This is a genomic window from Vibrio sp. 10N.261.54.A5 (genome assembly GCF_041471145.1).
Classification (GTDB): Bacteria; Pseudomonadota; Gammaproteobacteria; order Enterobacterales; family Vibrionaceae; genus Vibrio; species Vibrio crassostreae_C.
Genome location: NZ_JBFRNU010000017.1, coordinates 1 through 14,605, shown reverse-complemented (window position 1 = coordinate 14,605; position 14,605 = coordinate 1). Strand labels below are relative to the sequence as shown.

General features: G+C 45.2%; 11 protein-coding genes. 5 read left to right on the top strand and 6 right to left on the bottom strand.

Annotated features, from left to right (window positions below; all coding sequences use genetic code 11):
• The first annotated feature begins 153 nt into the window (after positions 1-153).
• The 3 genes from imuA to AB4329_RS04405 all read left to right on the top strand — a co-directional run bounded on the left by imuA (position 154) and on the right by AB4329_RS04405 (position 5,540).
• Positions 154-861, top strand: coding sequence for a translesion DNA synthesis-associated protein ImuA (gene imuA / locus AB4329_RS04415; RefSeq protein ID WP_017063488.1), 708 nt, complete (start codon positions 154-156; stop codon positions 859-861).
• Between the two features lie 3 nt (positions 862-864).
• Entirely contained in the window at positions 865-2,334 is a 1,470-nt protein-coding gene (locus AB4329_RS04410; protein WP_102319685.1) for a DNA polymerase Y family protein, read from the top strand.
• A 113-nt stretch (positions 2,335-2,447) separates the two neighbouring features.
• The gene (locus tag AB4329_RS04405; protein WP_372137713.1) at positions 2,448-5,540 is read left to right on the top strand and encodes an error-prone DNA polymerase; all 3,093 of its coding nucleotides are present in this window, start codon (positions 2,448-2,450) and stop codon (positions 5,538-5,540) included.
• A 333-nt stretch (positions 5,541-5,873) separates the two neighbouring features.
• Here the strand turns inward: AB4329_RS04405 and AB4329_RS04400 are convergent, their stop codons facing one another.
• Positions 5,874-6,815, bottom strand: a complete 942-nt coding sequence (locus AB4329_RS04400; protein WP_017062139.1) for a chemotaxis protein CheV — start codon at positions 6,813-6,815, stop codon at positions 5,874-5,876.
• A 168-nt stretch (positions 6,816-6,983) separates the two neighbouring features.
• On the bottom strand, positions 6,984-8,201 hold the full coding sequence (locus tag AB4329_RS04395) for an ROK family protein (protein WP_017062140.1): 1,218 nt from the start codon (positions 8,199-8,201) through the stop codon (positions 6,984-6,986).
• A 319-nt stretch (positions 8,202-8,520) separates the two neighbouring features.
• On the opposite strand from AB4329_RS04395, the gene pyk reads away from it, so the two are divergent.
• Entirely contained in the window at positions 8,521-9,969 is a 1,449-nt protein-coding gene (gene pyk / locus AB4329_RS04390) for a pyruvate kinase (RefSeq protein ID WP_017062141.1), read from the top strand.
• Between the two features lie 159 nt (positions 9,970-10,128).
• Here pyk and AB4329_RS04385 read toward each other — a convergent pair whose 3' ends face one another.
• Both AB4329_RS04385 and AB4329_RS04380 read right to left on the bottom strand, forming a co-directional pair.
• Entirely contained in the window at positions 10,129-11,343 is a 1,215-nt protein-coding gene (locus tag AB4329_RS04385; RefSeq protein ID WP_017063485.1) for a patatin family protein, read from the bottom strand.
• A gap of 41 nt (positions 11,344-11,384) precedes the next feature.
• The gene (locus AB4329_RS04380) at positions 11,385-11,474 is read right to left on the bottom strand and encodes a YnhF family membrane protein (RefSeq protein ID WP_100214626.1); all 90 of its coding nucleotides are present in this window, start codon (positions 11,472-11,474) and stop codon (positions 11,385-11,387) included.
• 145 nt (positions 11,475-11,619) lie between these two features.
• Between AB4329_RS04380 and AB4329_RS04375 the strand changes: the two genes are divergently transcribed.
• A complete protein-coding gene (locus AB4329_RS04375; protein WP_017067207.1) occupies positions 11,620-12,213 on the top strand; it encodes an outer membrane beta-barrel protein in 594 nt (197 codons plus the stop codon).
• A 92-nt stretch (positions 12,214-12,305) separates the two neighbouring features.
• Here AB4329_RS04375 and AB4329_RS04370 read toward each other — a convergent pair whose 3' ends face one another.
• A complete protein-coding gene (locus tag AB4329_RS04370) occupies positions 12,306-12,710 on the bottom strand; it encodes a hypothetical protein (RefSeq protein WP_017062144.1) in 405 nt (134 codons plus the stop codon).
• Positions 12,711-12,939: 229 nt separating this feature from the next.
• Positions 12,940-14,370, bottom strand: a complete 1,431-nt coding sequence (gene ptsG / locus AB4329_RS04365; protein WP_017062145.1) for a PTS glucose transporter subunit IIBC — start codon at positions 14,368-14,370, stop codon at positions 12,940-12,942.
• Between the last annotated feature and the right edge of the window lie 235 nt (positions 14,371-14,605).

Here is a 14,605-nt window from a genome sequence, read left to right as displayed (position 1 = left end):
ATCGAAAATTTCTGCCTTGTTCTCAAGCATTTTTCCTGCGCTATTTATGATCACTTACTTACTGTGATTGGTATTATTCCCCTAATTTTCGTCATTTTGCTTTGCATCTTTTCCATTGTTAAATATACTGTATAAATATACAGGTATTTAATTATGCATGAACTAATAAAAAACTTACAAGACCGCCAGCTAATCTGGAAAGGGTTACAATCAACAACGCAAGGAAGCACCACTTCAACAGGCTATCCTCAACTGGATAAACAGCTTGATGGCGGCTTCCCGACGCACGGCGTTATTGAAGTTGAATCACAACAAGGGATCGGCGAGCTTCGCCTACTGACGCCCTATTTATCTCAACAAAACTCGCAAAAACTGGCCATATTCATTAACCCGCCAGGGAAGATCTGTGCTGAGTTTTTTAACAGCCAAGGCATTGAATTAGAAAACATTCTCGTTATCCAGCCTCAACGCGATCTCGATGCGTTGTGGGCAGCTGAGCAGTGCCTCAAAAGCGGCGCTTGTCACTCTGTATTGCTATGGGGAGCCGATCTAGAAATACACCAAACAAAGCGCCTACAAGCAGCCAGTGAAACCGGTAAGTGCCTGCAGTTTCACTTTAAAGCCACCAGCCATAATCAATTATCCCTGCCCGTTTCCTTAAGCATGAAACTCTCTTCTCACGCGCAGGGATTAAAGGTTGAAGTGACTAAGAGAAAAGGCAGCTGGTCGTATGGCAGCTTTATTCTAGACATGACACACTACTGGCCGTTACTCACAGAGAAAGTCGTTTATGAAGACAATTCAGACCGCGCTTTGTCTGGTAACACTGTGCTGGCTTTTCCTATTGCGAAGCAAGGCTAACGTATGTTGTGGCTTTATCTGCACTTTCCATCTCTGCAGTTGGATACCTTGTTTAACTCTAATGAATTGGGTTCGAGCGAAGACTCACGCGAACAACCTATTATCATCGTGGATGAAAAAGATCACCATGTACTGCAAGCAAACCCAGCTGCGCTGCAATCGGGAATTTCGCTTGGTATGGGCTTAGGGTCTGCAGCAGCTTTGTGCCACAACTTACACGTCCACCCTTACAGTATTGAACTGGAGAAAAGTAAGCTTAAAGAGATCGCTCAATGGGCGTATCTGGTCACTTCCGACATGGCGTTATTGCCACCTAATGGTTTGTTGATTAAAGCCTCTAACATGCTGTCACTTTACGACGGGCTAGATAACTACTGGCATGAGCTCAAAAGCCACTTAGAAACGCTCAATATCCAGTTCAGCTTCGCTACGGGTTATTCGCCGCTTTCTGCGATCCTTTTGGGTAAGCAAGCGATCAACCAAGCAACAAACAATATTGAGCAGATGAAAACTTGGGTCAATCAACAAGCATTAATTTCCAGTGAGCTACCGACCAAGCAAGTGGAACGCCTGAACCGTGTCGGTATCAATACCGTTGAAGACTTATTAAAGCTGCCTTTGCAAGAGGTCGCACGCCGCTTTGATATCGACTTGGTGAATTATGTCGGTCGCCTTAACGGCCAGTTCAAGCACCCGATTGATTTCTATCATCCACCAGAGAATTTCCAGCAATATTTGGAGCTATTGTTTGATATTGAAAACATCCTATTTATCGAAAAGCCGTTGCTGAAATTACTGAATCAACTCGAATGTTTTTTGAAGCTACGCGATCGAGTGGCTTTCGAGTTAACTCTGACTTTACACCTAAGAGATAAAGACGATCACCCTGTCTCTTTTTATTCGGCACAAGGTGATTACCTTGCTGAAAAATGGGCGAACCTTACTCATCTCACCTTAGAGTCACTCAAGCTCACCGCACCGGTTCAAGGACTGACCCTCAGCTTGGTTCGTCATGGAGAACCCCAAATGGCCTACCATGATCTTTTTGATGGTAATACCGGAACACTTGCCGCGTTAGATTTGCTCTCACTACTGCAAGCAAAGCTTGGACAAGCCTGTATTCAAACACCAAAAATACAGCACGACCCAAGGCCAGAAAAGGCCAATCAGTATTCGCTCCCAACACTGAGTAAGTCTGTGACAAAAAGGCAAACACCCCCAGAGAGCGAGCAACAAACCATAGCTCTCAGCGTCGTTCAACAGCGGCTCAGGCCCAGTATTTTACTGCCAGAGCCCGAAGCCTTAACCGAAAGCGTCACCTTATCTCAAGGCCCAGAGCGCATTGTGTCTGGCTGGTGGGACGGAGAGAAGGTCATTCGTGACTACTTTATTGCTCACAGCGAAAACGGTCGGTGGCTCTGGATATTTAGAACGCCAGATAAACAGTGGTTTTTGCACGGCTTATTTAGCTAGTCGGTAAGAACGTAAGTCAGCAAGAAACTTTGTTAGCTCCTCCGTTCTACTTATTCAATTTCAGCGTCCCTTTTCAATCATGTTCACTCGCAATGGTTAAGTGAGATTACGTTATGTCTCAGCAATACTCAGAGCTATTTTGCCAAAGCAATTACTCCTTCCTTGAGGGAGCCTCACACGCAGAGGAGCTTGTTTTACAGGCCGATTTCTTGCGTTACAAAGCACTCGCGGTTACTGATGAGTGCTCAGTCGCGGGCATCGTTAAGGTTCACTCTGCGATCAAGCAACATAAACTATCACTCAAGCAAATTGTCGGGAGCATGTTTTGGCTAAATGAAGAGTGCCAAGTGGTCTTGATATGCCCAAACAGACAAGCCTACGCCGAGCTGTGCCGTATTATTACCAACGCGAGACGTCGTAGCAGCAAGGGACATTATCAGCTCTCTGAGTGGGATATCATGTCGGCTAAGCACTGCTTTATTCTTTGGCTTCCTCAACAGAAAAATGAAGACGCACACTGGGGGCAATGGCTCTCCCAGCATCATTCAGGTCGGTTGTGGATCGGCTTACAAAGACACCTAAAGCAAACCGACCAGCAGTACACAGATTACTGCGTTGAGCTGTCACAACATCACCAACTGCCGATTACAGCTTGTGGTGGTGTGTTGATGCACAATGCGAATCGCTTACCCTTGCAGCACTCACTCACTGCGATTAAATATCAAAAACCCATTACCGAAGTGGGCAGTCACTTACTCGCTAATGCAGAACGTTGTTTACGGAGTATCAATAAGCTCTCTCATATCTTCAAAGCGGAGTGGCTAGAAGAGAGCAACCGCATCGCTGAGTTGTGTGAATTTGATTTAGATAGCTTACGATACGAATATCCCAGTGAACTGATTCCTCAAAGTGAGACACCCATGAGTTATCTGCGCATGTTGGTCGAAAAGGGAAAACGAACTCGCTTCCCACAAGGTGTACCTGACGACATCCAACAAATCATAGATAAAGAATTGGGATTAATTGACGAGCTTGACTACCCTTTCTTTTTTCTCACCATTCACGACATCGTGATGTTTGCTAAAAGCCAAGGCATTCTTTACCAAGGTCGAGGTTCAGCTGCCAATTCCGTGGTGTGTTATTGCTTAGAAATCACCTCAGTCGACCCAAGGCAGATTTCAGTGCTATTTGAACGTTTCATCAGTAAAGAGCGCGATGAGCCGCCCGATATTGATGTCGATTTTGAACACGAACGCCGTGAAGAAGTTATTCAATACATCTATCAAAAATACGGTAGAGAAAGGGCTGCACTTGCCGCAACGGTCATCTCTTATCGCTTTAAAAGTGCGGTAAGAGATGTCGGTAAAGCATTAGGGCTACAAGAAACCCAGCTCGACTACTTCATCAAGAACACCAACCGTAGGGACAAAAGCCTAGGTTGGCAGGCTCAGCTCACTCAATTGGGTCTACAACCTGATTCTTTGAAGGGGCAACAGTTTATCCACTTGGTGAATGAGATCATCGGCTTTCCACGTCACCTATCTCAACACGTTGGTGGCTTTGTCATATCTTCAGGGCCTTTGTATGAACTGGTTCCCGTCGAGAATGCCGCAATGCACGATCGAACCATTATCCAATGGGATAAGGACGATCTAGAAACCTTGGGGCTGCTGAAAGTTGATGTGCTCGCGTTGGGTATGCTCTCTGCGATTCGTAAATGTTTCGACCTGATCAAACGTATTCACGGGCGATCACTGACCATTGCTGAGCTCACTCGCCTTAAGGACGATCCTCAGGTTTACGGCATGATTCAGCGAGCAGACACGGTCGGGATATTCCAAATTGAGTCTCGCGCGCAAATGAGCATGCTGCCAAGGCTTAAACCGAAAACTTATTACGACTTGGTGATTCAAATCGCTATCGTACGTCCAGGTCCTATTCAGGGCGATATGGTGCATCCATTTCTCAAGCGTCGAGATGGCATTGAGCCAATCAGTTATCCATCTAAAGATGTGGAGTCGGTACTGTCACGCACCTTAGGTGTACCTATCTTCCAAGAGCAAGTGATTAAACTCGCTATGGTGGCTGCAGGGTTCACAGGCGGAGAAGCAGATCAACTCAGACGGGCAATGGCCGCTTGGAAGAAAAATGGCAACGTCTTTAAGTTTAAAAACAAACTTATCGAGGGAATGCAAAAGCGCGACTATGAGACAGAGTTTGCTGAGCAGATCTTTAAACAGATATGCGGCTTTGGCGAGTACGGTTTTCCTGAAAGCCACTCGGCTTCGTTTGCGGTGTTAGCGTATTGCTCAGCTTGGTTGAAGTGCTACTACCCTGAATGTTTCTACGCTTCTCTGTTGAATAGCCAACCCATGGGGTTTTATAGCCCTTCACAGTTAGTACAAGACGCACAACGACACAATGTGGTGATACTTCCGGTATGTGTGAACGCTTCTCAAAACGACCACACGGTTGCCCCTCATCAGAATGGTCTAGCGATTCGCTTAGGGCTGCGACAAATCAAAGGATTCAGCGAGCATGGAATTCAAAGCGTGCTCGCCAATCGTCCACCATCCGGTTATCGCCACCCTAGTCAGGTGAAACAGTTATCGATGAATAAGAAAGATATCGAGCTACTGGCATCGGCCAATGCGCTACATAACGTTTCTGGAGACCGCTTCCAGACTCGCTGGGCGATCATGGACTCGGCGTCGGATTTACCTCTGTTTAGCCAAGCCTATGACGATGCTGAGGCAGGACATGACGAACATGTACTGCACAAGCCCAATGAGATGCAAGATCTACTCGAAGACTTCACCAGTGTCGGAATTTCATTGAACAAGCACCCCATCACTTTGCTCGAAGAAGCAGGACGATTAGGTCGATTCACACACATGAAAGATTTAATACAGCAAAGACACAAATCTATGGTCACCGTTGTCGGATTAGTCACAGGTAAACAATCTCCCGGCACCGCGGCAGGTGTCACCTTTGTTACGCTGGAAGATAGCACTGGCAATATTAATGTCGTGGTATGGGGAGCAACCGCACGCGCTCAACAGCAAGCTTATCTCACAGCCAAGGCGTTAAAAGTACAAGGGATATTAGAAAAAGAAGGTGAAGTCGTGCATGTTATCGCGGGAAAACTTATCGATATTACCGATGAAATTGTTGGCTTGAAAACCAAATCTCGGGATTTTCATTAGCGAAGTACCAACTGTTCTCAATCGATCATTGGCTAAAGAAAAGAGAGAAAGAAAAACGAAAAAGGGAAGCATCCGCTTCCCTTCAATTCCAGTTGTTGAGTTATGACTCAACTTCAGCTTCCGTACGTCTTTTCTTAAATTCCCTATACAGTAATAAGCTCAAAGTCATGACGACTTTAGACGTTAACCATATCATTAAGAGGAACTACCTTAGATTGTGTGTGAAAAATTACGCTAGTAGTTGAGCATATTTCGTTAAGAAAAATATGCTGCGTGAATATTAGCAAGCGTTTTCTATAAGGTCACTCAAAACAAACCGTACAGCAGCATTAATTATAAAATCTGACGCATTCGCTCTTGAGTCACTTCAACCAAGAGGTCTGGCTGGAACTTAGAAATAAAGCGGTTACACCCTACTTTCTCAACCATAGCTTCATTAAAACTTCCACTTAATGAAGTATTTAGCGTGATGAATAGGTCATGCATTCTTGGGTCAGTACGTACTTCGTGTGTCAGCTTGTAGCCGTCCATTTCAGGCATTTCAGCATCGGTGATCATCAACAATATTTCTTGATTGATGTCTTTGCCTTCATCACACCAGCCCTTAAGTAAGGTCAGTGCTTCTAAGCCATCACAACACTCAATAATGTTCAAACCCAACTGCGACAAGGTGCCTTTGATCTGGTTACGCGCTGTTGAAGAGTCATCAACGATAAGCACATTGCGTCCTATCATCTCCTGAGCTAATTGTTCATCTAAAACGCCTTCAGAGATCGAGACATCGTAATCAATGATCTCAGCCAACACTTTCTCAACATCGATGATCTCGACGATCTTGTGCTGCTCTTCTTCTTGAATATGCGTAATAGCGGTTAGGTAGTTTGCACGGCCTGTTGTCTTTGGCGGCGGCTGGATTTCTGTCCATGTCGTGTTCACGATATTACGAACTTGCCCAACCAAGAAACCTTGTACGGTTCGGTTGTATTCCGTAATAATCAGGTTGCTCTCTTGAGACTCCGCACGAGATGGCGGAAAGCCAATGGCACTGCGTAAATCGATAACAGGCACCGATTCACCACGTAAAGACGCAACACCCGTAATATGATGATGAGAGCCCGGTAAGCGAGTGAGTACTGGCACTTTGAGGACTTCTTTCACTTTAAATACGTTAATCGCAAATAGTTGACGACTATTTAAGCTGAATAACAAGAGTTCCAGACGGTTTTCACCGACCAGTTTGGTTCTCTGATCAACCGAATTTAAAACGCCAGACATACAACACCTTAGTGACAAATAATAACTGTGGCTACAATAGCCTACTTCAATAGGTTAAAGCAAAGCGCCAATGCACAGAATGCTTAAACTAAGTACAACAAATGATGTTATACAAAGCTTAAGTACATGGAAAGGTTCAAGGTAAGGCTACAAGACGAGAAAAAGGGGTTAACCTTCAATAACTTTCATTAACAGTTGGCCATCGTATAAGGCCTGCTTGATGAGCGCAGCACCTGGCATGGTTGCCTGCTTATAAAAACGAGATTCCACCAGCTCTAAGTCTTTATGGTAAACCGATAGACTCTGCTCTTCGATACACTTTTGAATCGCCGGGTATAACACGCTCTTCGCCTGATTGATAACACCACCCACCAAGATTTTCTCTGGGTTGAACAGGTTAATCACAATCGCAATCGCAGAACCTAGATAACGGCCTAACTGTTCAATCACTTCGACAGCCAGCGGATCCCCATTAGCAGCGGCAGCACAGATCTGTTCAATAGTGACGTCTTCAAACACCGTTAGCGTTGATTCTTCACCATTTACCAATCGCTCTTTGACTTGCTCACGGATTGCCTGAGAACTCGCCACTGTTTCTAAACAGCCTCGATTACCACAGTGGCAAAGCTTGCCTTCCTTGTCGATCTGGATATGCCCCAACTCACCGATGTTACCGTGACGTCCTTGCAGAACGCGACCATCAAGAATGATCCCGGCACCTAAACCGTGGTGAATCGAGATAAGAACAGAGTTGTCGTTGTCTTGTGAGTTACCAAACAGCTTTTCTGCTAATGCCCACGCTCGGGTATCATTGGCAATAAAAACTGGCAAACCGGTTTCTTTGTAGATCTCCGGCCCCAACGCTAAGTTTTCAACGTTATAGTGCGGCATCTGCAACACAATACCTTGCTCTGAATTCACCAGACCTGGCAGTGTGATAGCGATACTCGTCACCCTGTCGAGTTGCTCGGCATAGGTTTGGAAGAACTCATCGATTTCATGGAGAAGACGCGCAAGCACATCGTCTTGATCACGTTCATGGATATCAATCTTGGTATCGATAAGCACGTCGCCGCCCAATTCATGGAGCGCGATCGTCAAGTATCCGCGACCAAGGCGCATCGACAAAAATTGCCAACCTTCGTTATTGGTTTGCAGACCGACAGCAGGACGCCCACGAGTCGTGGCTTCTTGAACCGTCGTTTCGTGAATAAGGTGAGCTTCAATGAGTTCACGGGTAATTTTAGTAATACTCGCCGGAGCCAACTCACTTTGCTTGGACAGATCGATACGAGAAATAGGACCTTTAAGGTCAATTAGTTTATATACACGACCAGCATTGACCTGTTTGATATGATCAATATGGCCCGGTTGAGCCATGTACATTTTACGCTCCAGAAATCATCAACGAGGTAATTTTTTTACTTTGCGAAGTAATTGTGAAGTCACTTGGTATATCGCCGTGACCAGTATCACGTATATACATGAATCTTTGTGTATCGAGTCAAATAGTTCGAGGAAAATTAACACCCACATCGATAATTTGCGACTTAATTTTCAGAATAAAACATCGCATTTGAGCCCTGAATTCAATAATTAAAGGCAAATCAAGAAATATCCTCCTAGCTCCCAATAAATTATCAATTAATGCATATACTTAATTCAGTCTTTTAAAAGATTACTTGGCCTCACTCTAGGAGTATTCATGACAGCCGAATTAAGAAAAACGAAAATCGTCACAACGCTAGGCCCTTCTACTGATAAAGGTAACGTGCTTGAAGAGATCATCAAAGCCGGTGCCAATATTGTTCGTATGAACTTCTCTCACGGCACCAGCGACGACCATATACAACGCGCAGAAAAAGTCAGAGCAATAGCAAAAAGACACGGTACTCAAATCGCCATTCTCGGAGACTTACAAGGTCCCAAGATTCGTGTGTCGACATTCAAAGATGGCAAAATCCAACTTGCCGTAGGCGACCTGTTCACTCTCGATAGCAGCCTAGGTTTAGGTGAAGGCAATCAAGAAGCCGTTGGCCTTGATTACAAAGAACTGCCTAACGACGTATCCGCCGGCGATATACTGTTGCTTGACGATGGTCGTGTTCAACTCAAAGTAACCAAAGTGGAAGGCTGTCGCGTTCATACCGAAGTCATCATTGGCGGCCCACTCTCAAATAACAAAGGCATCAACAAAAAAGGGGGTGGCCTTTCCGCAGAAGCGCTAACAGAAAAAGACAAGCGCGACATCGTCACCGCCGCACAAATCAAAGTGGATTACCTAGCGGTGTCTTTCCCTCGTAATGGTGAAGACATGCACTATGCTCGTCAGCTTGCACGAGAAGCCGGCTTAGAAGCTCACCTCGTCGCAAAAGTGGAGCGAGCAGAGACAGTAGCTACAGTTGAGAACATGGATGACATCATAATGGCCTCAGATGTGGTCATGGTGGCTCGTGGTGACCTCGGAGTGGAAATTGGCGACCCTGAGTTAGTCGGAGTACAAAAACAGCTTATACGCCGTGCCAGAGCGCTTAACCGAACTGTCATCACCGCAACTCAGATGATGGAATCAATGATTTCTGCGCCAATGCCAACCCGTGCCGAAGTTATGGATGTTGCCAACGCCGTACTCGATGGCACCGATGCTGTGATGCTGTCTGGTGAAACTGCAGCTGGTGACTACCCAGTCGAGACCGTAAAATCGATGGCTGAAGTCTGTATTGGTGCAGAAAAAATGGCAGGCATTAATAACCAATCCAATTACCGTATTGACCGCACCTTTGTTACTGCCGAAGAAACCGTTTCGATGGCGACCATCTACTCTGCAAACCATATGGAAGGCATTAAAGGCGTTGTCACTCTCACCGAGTCAGGCCGCACCGCACTGATGATGTCTCGCCTGAGTGCCGACATGCCGATCTACGCGCTGTCTCGTAACGAAGGAACGCTTAATCGCTGTACCTTATACAGAGGTGTGACACCTATCTACTTCGAGACAGAAGCCGAAGACAGCTTTGACATTGCACTATCTACACTCACTTGCTTGAAAGAGAAAGGACACCTTAAGTTTGGTGACCTAGTGATCGTCACTCAAGGCGACATTATGGATGTAGCAGGGTCAACCAACTGTATGAGAATCTTGCCTGTCACCTGATATTTGACCTTAAGGCGAAACGATTCGCCTAATCTCAAAAACTTAAAAGGGTTATCGAACCAAGTTCAATAACCCTTTTTCATTTCAGAACACGACTCACTACAATCTGCTTAAACAGCATAACGAGCTCACAGCATGCTAGCTCATCAACTTCGGGAATTAGTTACCCGCAGCAATGGTGGCTAACTGTGGCATATGCGAGTTGCGAGCGTTTTCCGTTGAGGTATAGGTCTCCACAAATCGGTAACCGGCTTCTAAACCCAATTCGTAATCATGCAGTAAATCATCTTTATGACTCATTAATGAGCTCGATTTAAGCGTTTGACTAGGTGCTATCTGAACCACAAACGCGTCGTCTGGTGGCGAATTCAAAAAATCCTGAGTCAATGAGTAGGTCTGATAATGCACCATCAGCATGTCAGCCAACCCTGAATCAAACTTATCTCCGATTAAATGACTTAAGCGATAAATATCATCTGCACCAAATAGCCAGCGACCACCGTTCAGCAGGTCTAAATGCCCACGGTCACGCTTCTGCTCTTTTGAGCGCATAATTTGTTGTTGGAAGAAAGAGGTCCAGTCGGTTTTCCACTGTTCCACTTTCTGTTGCCAATGGCCTTGAACACTGTCGAAAGATTCGCGGAACCACTCCAGTTCTTCTGCAGATATAGGTTTAGGCGCTTTGACTGAAGATCCCTTAACTGGTGCTTCAACCAAATGGGTATTACCTTCCTCCACCACTGGCTCAGTACGAATCACCACAATAGAACGAGCTTGTCTTCGCCACGCTTCCTGAACTGGGATACACGCCGATACACCACCGTCCACATAAGCACTGTCACCAATAAAGACTTCGTCATTGTACAAGCGAGGAATAGCACAGGTCGCAATCATCACCTTGTACCAATCTTCGCCCAATAATGGGAAGTAGTGGTCTCGTAAGTCTTTGGAATCCGTTACAGCCGCATAGAAGTGGCGATCGCCTAGCGTTTGTCGCCCTAAATCCAGATCGAGCTTATATGGGTAAGCCATGATTTGTTCTAGCGCCCATTCTAATCCTAGGTTCTTTCTGTGTCGTATATAGGAAAAGAGATTGAAGAACTCTGGTGAGGTTGTGAGGTCGAGAACAAAAGAACGTCCAAGGCCTTTATCACGGCACAGATAAGCACATAAGTTGAGAGCACCTGCTGAGGTACCAAAAAATTCGTCGAAGGGGTCAAAATTTGAGAGAAGAAAGGCATCCAGCACTCCAGAAGTAAAAATACTTCTCTGTCCGCCACCTTGAGCGACCAGTGCTGTTTTTCCAGCAATAAACTTAGCGTAATAATCCAAGTCTATTGCTGTATCAATATTGGTTATAATCCCACTATTCATTATTCCCTGAGTATCAAAACTCAGCCTCGCAATAGATGGTATTAACTACCAATCGCAATAAAGCCAAATGAAAGAATGATCATGTAGATAAACACGGTAATTTGTAGGGCATTTTTCAGATTATGGTCCATAGACACCTCTGGTTTATTATTAATTTGTCGAGTCTCTATTTAAGTACTATCAGGTGTGTGAAGTATCTTCAAGAATCGTCGAAATTAGTCGCACAATATTGATGTAACCATCACAATTAGTAAGTGTATGGATAAGGATATACTCATGAATAACAAAGCAAATATGATGGCACTGATTACGCTTCTCTCCGTTTCAAGCGCGTATGCTTCGCCGGAGATCATCATTACACCTATGGTAGGTTATACCGGCGGTGGCAGTGTCGAAGACCAGGACGGTAAAACCTATGACATGAAAGGCTCTGAAAATTACACCTTTGCCATTGAAACGCCACTTGAAAAAGGACGCATCGGCTTCTTCTACTCCAATCAGAGCTCGGAATTAGAAACGCTTAACCTAAGCTCCTCCATCCAATACCTGCACCTTCAAAGCAGCATCTACTACCCTGCTTCGCCTGTGTTGTCGGGTTATCTAGGGCTAGGCCTGGGTGCTTCTTACGTCGATGTAGACTGGGCAAAAGATAAGTATGGATTCTCAACTTCTATCTTTGGTGGCTTAGAGTACAAATTTAGTGACCGACTAGCGTTGAACACACAAGTACGTTGGTTAGGCACGGTTGTCGACAACGATACCTCCGGTGTTTGTAATATCCCAAATAACGGGCAAGAGTGCATCATTCGCTTTGATACCGACTGGATGAACCAATTCCAAGCCAATGTCGGACTGAGTTTTACTTTCTAAGCGGCTCAATGAAGCAAAAATATAAGATCGGCCCAAACTAAAAAACCAGCTAAATGCTGGTTTTTTCATTATTAAAACGGTTTTAGTTCAGGTTAGAACTTATAGGTAACACCTAAAGCGCCGCCCACTTGCAACTCAACACCTTTATACATATCGAGTTCAGGGTGAACTTGAGCGTAAGCATTCCAACCTTCGTAGAAATTCACTTTCACGCCTAACGGCAAGCGTAAGCCAAAGTCGTCATTCCATTCAGCCCAAGCACCAGCACCGACGTACCAGCTCAACGGAGCTTCAGTCTCGAACTGACCACGCTTCAAAATGTAATCAAAGGCAGCGCCGTCATTGCCAATCGTAGCACGGTATTTCTGATCAAATTCCACAACGACACTCAGGTCTTGGTCAATGGCGAGTCCAACTTCCAAAGCTGGAGCTTCAGAAGCTTGAGCAAACGAGGCTCCGCTGCAGCACATAAGGCCGATCAAGTAACGATGTTTCATAATATTCTCAGACTGTATTTAAAAAACGGAAGTCTACTGGAATCTCAGCAAAAGGTGTCATCGCTGGGTAAAAGATAAAAGACACGAAAAATTTAAGAGCAACCATCAACTGATCGAGTTGAATGATAAGTATCTGAGTTAATGGAGATTAAGCACAATAGATCTTTCATAGAGCAGAAAACAAAAAAGGAGGCCTTTCGGCCTCCTTTCAATTTATTGAATCAGAGAATTAACCGTTGTTACGGATCCACTCATCCATGTCTGTCTTAAGGTTGTCAGACTTAGTACCGAAGATAGCTTGTACGCCACCCGCTACTACTACAACACCTGCAGCGCCTAGTTTCTTCAGCTTGTCTTGGTCAACAAGAGCTGTATCAGCTACTGCAACACGTAGACGAGTAATACAAGCGTCAAGACCAGTGATGTTCGCTTTACCACCGAATGCAGCAACTAGCTCACCAGCAAGTTCAGAACCAGTCGCAACTGACTCTTCTTCAGTCTCGTCTTCACGGCCTGGAGTTTTAAGGTCTAGAGCTTTAATCACAGTGCGGAATACGATGTAGTAAATTGCAGCGTAAGCAATACCACATACAACCATTAGGCCCATCTTAGACGCGTTGCCAGATAGAACTAGGAAGTCGATTAGACCGTGTGAGAAAGATGTACCGTGTACAAAACCTAGAGTGTTCGCAAGAACGTATGCAGAACCAGCTAGTAGAGCGTGGATTGCGTACAGTACTGGAGCAACGAATAGGAAAGAGAATTCGATTGGTTCAGTGATACCCGTTAGGAATGAAGTCAACGCAGCAGAAGCCATGATGCCCATTACTTTAGCGCGGTTTTCAGGCTTAGCTGAGTGTGCAATCGCGATTGCAGCAGCAGGTAGACCGAACATCTTGAACATGTAACCACCAGCTAGCTGACCGAAGCCATTGCCCGCTGCACGAGATGCGTCATCAGCAACTAGGTAACAAGTAAGAACACCGTTTTGAGTTTCGCCAGCAGCGTTTACACAAGTACCAGCTTCAAAGAAGAAAGGTACGTTCCAAACGTGGTGAAGACCAAATGGAATTAGAGAACGCTCAACGATACCGTAGATACCAAACGCCACTTGTGGGTTTTGGTGAGCAGCCCAATCAGAGAACGCAGAGATAGCGCCGCCAACTGGTGGCCATACTACAGATAGTAGGATTGCTAGACCAATCGCAGAGAAACCTGTGATGATTGGCACAGCACGCTTACCAGCGAAGAAGCCAAGGTACTCTGGTAGTTGAATACGGAAGAAACGGTTGAATGCCCAAGCAGCAACACCACCGACTAGGATACCACCTAGTACACCAGTATCGATTTTATCAACGCCCATTACACCAGCCATTACGCCAAGTGTAGCAGTCATGATGCCGTAACCAACGATAGCAGCTAGACCCGCTACACCATCGTTGTTAGTAAAGCCAAGTGCAACACCTACTGCGAACAGTAGTGCCATTTGACCGAATACTGAACCACCAGCTTGTTCCATTAAGTTTGAAACGATTTCTGGAATGAAAGGAAGATCTGCTGCACCGACACCTAGCAAAATACCCGCAACTGGTAAAACTGATACTGGAAGCATCAGAGACTTACCAACTTTCTGCAGGCTAGCAAAAAGGTTCTTAAACATGTTTATGCTCCTGATAAAGATAAAATAATTATATTGGGTTCTAACGGCACACCCCCGTAGCCTATATGTTAGCACCCTGCGAAAATGTAACCATGTATTGCATTATATTTTCTGCCGCTAAATATATATTGATGGGGAACTAACTTTCTAGTCACTTACGAAATTTAGTTTCAAAACACGTCTTGGATCACATGTCAAATCTAGAAATGCAATCCTTTACAAGAGCCTAATACAC

Bases quoted from the DNA above. Each gene is read 5' to 3' on its own strand.
- AB4329_RS04410 (WP_102319685.1), top strand. From the start codon at position 865: ATGTTGTGGCTTTATCTGCACTTTCCATCTCTGCAGTTGGATACCTTG.
- AB4329_RS04385 (WP_017063485.1), bottom strand. From the start codon at position 11,343: ATGAATAGTGGGATTATAACCAATATTGATACAGCAATAGACTTGGAT.
- AB4329_RS04380 (WP_100214626.1), bottom strand. From the start codon at position 11,474: ATGGACCATAATCTGAAAAATGCCCTACAAATTACCGTGTTTATCTAC.
- AB4329_RS04370 (WP_017062144.1), bottom strand. From the start codon at position 12,710: ATGAAACATCGTTACTTGATCGGCCTTATGTGCTGCAGCGGAGCCTCG.
- AB4329_RS04395 (WP_017062140.1), bottom strand. From the start codon at position 8,201: ATGTACATGGCTCAACCGGGCCATATTGATCATATCAAACAGGTCAAT.
- AB4329_RS04405 (WP_372137713.1), top strand. From the start codon at position 2,448: ATGTCTCAGCAATACTCAGAGCTATTTTGCCAAAGCAATTACTCCTTC.
- AB4329_RS04375 (WP_017067207.1), top strand. From the start codon at position 11,620: ATGAATAACAAAGCAAATATGATGGCACTGATTACGCTTCTCTCCGTT.
- ptsG (WP_017062145.1), bottom strand. From the start codon at position 14,370: ATGTTTAAGAACCTTTTTGCTAGCCTGCAGAAAGTTGGTAAGTCTCTG.
- pyk (WP_017062141.1), top strand. From the start codon at position 8,521: ATGACAGCCGAATTAAGAAAAACGAAAATCGTCACAACGCTAGGCCCT.
- imuA (WP_017063488.1), top strand. From the start codon at position 154: ATGCATGAACTAATAAAAAACTTACAAGACCGCCAGCTAATCTGGAAA.
- AB4329_RS04400 (WP_017062139.1), bottom strand. From the start codon at position 6,815: ATGTCTGGCGTTTTAAATTCGGTTGATCAGAGAACCAAACTGGTCGGT.